Genomic DNA, 4,628 nt, shown 5'->3' on the forward strand with positions numbered 1-4,628 from the left:
GGGGAGGGGATTTAGGGGGATTTATTCAAAAGGAAGTAAACCTCTCTCATGATGGCAATTGTTGGGTATATGATAAAGCTTGTGTCTATGGCTATGCTCGTGTTTATGACAATGCAAAAATACGTCATTTTTCTCAAGTGTGTGGTCAAGTCTATGGGAATTGTGAGGTTTATGGTAAGGCTTTCATCTCTCAATATGCGAAAATTTATGATCATGCTTGTGTCTATGGCAATACCCGTATTTATGGCAATGTTTATGGGTATGCCCATGTAAGTGGGGGTGCTTGCGTTTTTGCTGATGCTCATATTTATGATCATGCGCATGTTTCTTATGATGCTACGGTTTTTAGTTATGCAAGGGTCTATGGTCGTGCCATTGTTGCTGGCTCGGCTCGTATTCATAGCTATGCTGAGGTTTATAATTATGCCGTTGTTAATGGTCGTGCAAAAATACATGGCAAGGTCTATGGTGGTGCTTTGGTGGGTGGGTGTGCTGAAATTTATGGCTCTGTTTTTGGCAATGCCAAGGTTTTATTCTATACGAAGGTCTGGGGTCGCGCTTATGGCAATGCGAAATTAACCAAGAAAAGCAAAGTAAAGGAAATTCCTATAAATTATGAAGTTTATGAAAGCGATAACCTTGTCAAGATTGATGAGACAGAATAAAGAACGGCGCGTGGGGGGGCGCCTTTAATCTATAAACGAATTATAAGATGCATTGTTTAAAACCTATCATATTGCAAGCATTCTCTTGTTTTTATAAAAACTTATCAAAAGGAACGTAAATGATAGATATAATCTTGATAACATTCATTTAAATGAGAGAGTGAATTTAGAAACTATAAACATTTGTTATAGCTATAAAACGTATAATCATAACGCCCTTTTCTTAAAGAGATTCATTTGAAACAAAGCACATGATCAAAACGCCTCTTTAAAACGTTTTAATATACTGACCTCGAAATTGAGTTGAGTGAATTTCAAATAACGCATTTTCTAAAATCAAACATATCAAATAAATCAAAACGCTTTTATAAAATATAAGGCTTTTAAGATTGGCTCTTCTGTGAAATCTAGATCTTTGTTTTTTCGCAAATGAAACGTTTTTAAAAGCAAATGATAACTGTTATAAAACATCAGTTTCAAACGTTTATACATTCACTTAAAGAAATCCTTATAAGCGTATTTTTACTTTTCATTAAAACCTAATTTCTTTAAAAATTAGCCGGTCCATTTTGGGGCTGGTAAAATTAACCAGCTCAATTTTGAGGGCGTTATCTTTAGAATAAAGCATTCTTTAAACAATATCGCTTTTGACTCCAAATTTAGAAAAATTCCATGCCTTTATGATCTTACAATGGTTTTGAATTTTGCTTGCTTATCTTTGTTTTAATAGATGCCCTTAAATTTGAGGCGCTCTCATTTGATTTCGTATTTTTAAACTATAGCTTTTGAAATGTTTGTTGATAGCTTGCTTGCATACGTCATAAAAAGGCTTTTGATTTCATAAAACATAACGTTTTGAATTTCATATCTGCTATTTCGTACCTCGGTAAAAAAATACCGTGGTTATAAAACTAATCTTATCTTTAAATATTTTATGCGCCCTTATGAATTAAGGGCTATAAGTTTATAAAAGTTTTAAATGATTACCTTCTTATAGAATGATCTAATATTGCTATAACATTTTTAGATTTTGCGCTTGCCAATTTTGGCGAACGTTAATTTGTTTCTTTTATACGATTAACAATCCAATCTTTAAAACAAGTTGTGCTCTTTAAACGTATGCTATCGATAATTTCATATGAATGATAGCTGCTTTTCATTTCATTTGAATGACAGATTTGTTATAATATTTACATCATGATTTGCTTTTTATGCTCTATTCATACGTGACAATCTTATATAAAAAATGGTCAAATTAAACACGTATAAAAGTGTGGATTCTTAAGTGGATTCATATAAAATAATTGCACACAAGTTATTGACTTTATTGTATTTTTTGATATTATACGTTATTATAGAAGATCAAGAATTATCGCATCTTGTGAATTCACTAAAGGTTGCTCTTAATGCGCTTCATAGATATGGAAATAACGGCGCTGTAAAAAAACAGTGACCGTTCCCTTGTAGAAGAGGTCAGGTGCGAAGAGGTAGCTTGCTGCCTCTTTCGCTTTTTATAGATTCTTGCATATTGTTCTTAATGCGATTCAAAAGCACTTTTCATAAAAGTAGATACTACCAACTAAATATATAGGGTATTGCAATAACAGATAATGCCGTCATTATTGCGAATAAACATGCAGGAATCTTTAGTTTAAATCGCCAGAGTATGTTAATTGGAAGAGACATTATGGTGATTATTATAAATCCTATTACGACGCATTGTATTATCTGAGATTTTATCCGAGCTTTTTTAAAACGACGTTCCAATATTTCTGCATAATGTTCTTCATTAAGAGCAACTACTCTAAATTTAACTCCATTTTTTTCACCTCTAATAGGCCCTGCTTCTTTTGAATCAACACAAGTAATAAAAGAATATGGATTTTGTACATCACGCAAAACAGGAATTTGGCCATCTGGACACAAAGCATCAATATAGTCAGCATAGTTATCGTTACTATTCGTTAACGATTTACTATTTACATGACTAGTGAATAAGATACTTATTATTCCGAATAAGGCAATTTTCTTTAAATACGGTATTAACATCAGATTTTATCTTTTGTTTCTCATTGTTGCATCTTCACTTCATACAGATTCCCTTTGAAATTATCAATATGTGTTATTTTGGTGTTGACAAAGTGATGCAAATCGTATTTAATGACAATTACGGCACTGGTCGTATTGTATCTAAATGAGGGTGAGATACAGTGAAAAATCCCCGCAAATGCGGGGTTTTTTATTATCTGGAGGGCGTATTTTATGACATCCGAAAATACAGAACAGGCTCCAAAGCCAAAAGGAAAGTTGGTACCACCGAGGGCAGGTCAAGGTCGGGTTAAAGGCGTACCAAACAAAACAACGCGTCTTCTTAAAGAGGCAATCATTAAAGCAGCTGAATTGGCAGGCAATAAGTATGGCAAGGAAGGGCTAATCTCTTATTTAGAAAAACAAGCAATTAAATGCCCCGCGGCTTATTTAGCTTTGCTTGGTAAGGTATTGCCTTTGCAAGTGACGGGTGAGAATGGGGGCGCGATTAAGATGATAGGGCGTGTGGAAATAGTGCCTTTAATGAATGACGAAAAGACAGATTAGTATTGTACCGAAGCTTATTCCACTTTTTGAAGGGGAAGCTTTGGTAAGAGCGGCTTGGGGTGGACGAGGATCTGGGAAGACAAGATCATTTGCCTTGATGGCAGCCTTAAAAGGCTATCAATTTGGTATGCAAGGGATATCGGGGACTATTCTTTGTGCACGTCAGTTTCAAAATTCGTTGGCAGAAAGTTCATTGGAGGAAATAAAACGTGCGATTGAAGCCCATGACTTTTTAAAAGATTATTACAAAATTGGAGAGGCTTCGATTAAGTCCAATGATGGGCGTATAGCTTTTCAGTTTTCTGGACTAGACCGGAATATCGCCAGTATCAAGTCCATGGGGCGTATTTTGCTCTGTTGGGTTGACGAGGCAGAGCCCGTGACAGAGACAGCTTGGCAGACGCTTATTCCAACATTGCGTGAAGAAGGAGAGGATTGGCGTGCAGAGTTATGGGTAACATGGAACCCGTTAAGAGATAATGCGCCGGTTGAAAGGCGTTTTCGCTTTTCAGATAATGAAGCGATTAAGCGTGTAGAGATCAACTGGTCAGACAATCCGAAGTTTCCCAAGATCTTGAATGAAGCACGGCTTGATGATCTAACAAACCGCCCCGAGACTTATAAACATATTTGGGAAGGGGCTTATCTTACAGCGGTTCAAGGGGCTTACTACCAAAAGGAAATGTTGGCAGCCGAGCAAGAGGGGCGGATAGGGCGTGTTGCCCGTGACCCTTTAATGCAGATACGGGCGTTTTGGGATATTGGGGGAACGGGCGCTAAGGCAGATGCAACGGCTATTTGGATAGCACAGTTTGTTGGCAGAGAGATTAGAGTGCTGGATTATTACGAAGCACAAGGGCAGCCTTTATCCGAACATATCGGTTGGTTACGGCACAATGGTTATGAGAAGGCACTAATGGTGTTACCCCATGACGGTGCGACCAGAGACCGTGTGCATAATGTGAGTTTTGAGAGTGCTCTCAATGATGCGGGTTTTGAAACGCAAGTGATACCCAATCAAGGCGCCGGTGCTGTCAAAATGCGGATAGAGGCAGTGCGACGTATCTTGCCTTCTGTTTGGTTCAATGAGGAGACAACCGTAGCGGGTCGTAAGGCACTGAATTGGTATCATGAGAAATGGGATGAGAAGCGGAATATCGGGTTGGGCGCCGAGCATGATTGGTCGAGTCATGGGGCGGATGCTTTTGGATTGATGTGTGTGGGTTATGAACAGCCGGTGCAGAAACATAAGAGACAAGCTTACAGTGGTAGAGAAGCTTATGAGAGTACGTCATGGATGGCAGAATGATGCATGAGCATTTAGAGCAAGATAGCAACGCTTCAGATCTGTCAACAGAAGGCTTGCTT

General features: G+C 37.8%; 4 protein-coding genes. 3 read left to right on the top strand and 1 reads right to left on the bottom strand.

Annotated features, from left to right (window positions below):
* On the top strand, positions 1-665 hold a 665-nt coding region (locus HWX04_RS07790; protein ID WP_175869564.1), incomplete at its 5' end, for a hypothetical protein.
* Between the two features lie 1,572 nt (positions 666-2,237).
* Here the strand turns inward: HWX04_RS07790 and HWX04_RS07795 are convergent.
* Positions 2,238-2,714, bottom strand: a complete 477-nt coding sequence (locus tag HWX04_RS07795) for a hypothetical protein (RefSeq protein WP_175869565.1) — start codon at positions 2,712-2,714, stop codon at positions 2,238-2,240.
* A 213-nt stretch (positions 2,715-2,927) separates the two neighbouring features.
* Here HWX04_RS07795 and HWX04_RS07800 point away from each other — a divergent pair, with 213 nt between their 5' ends.
* Both HWX04_RS07800 and HWX04_RS07805 read left to right on the top strand, forming a co-directional pair.
* Entirely contained in the window at positions 2,928-3,260 is a 333-nt protein-coding gene (locus HWX04_RS07800) for a hypothetical protein (protein WP_175869566.1), read from the top strand.
* The gene (locus HWX04_RS07805) at positions 3,241-4,569 is read left to right on the top strand and encodes a PBSX family phage terminase large subunit (protein WP_175869567.1); all 1,329 of its coding nucleotides are present in this window, start codon (positions 3,241-3,243) and stop codon (positions 4,567-4,569) included. Before HWX04_RS07800 ends, HWX04_RS07805 begins: the two co-directional genes overlap by 20 nt.
* Positions 4,570-4,628 lie beyond the last annotated feature (59 nt).

Origin of the sequence: Bartonella gabonensis (genome assembly GCF_903679515.1) — a bacterium.
Lineage (GTDB): Bacteria > Pseudomonadota > Alphaproteobacteria > Rhizobiales > Rhizobiaceae > Bartonella > Bartonella gabonensis.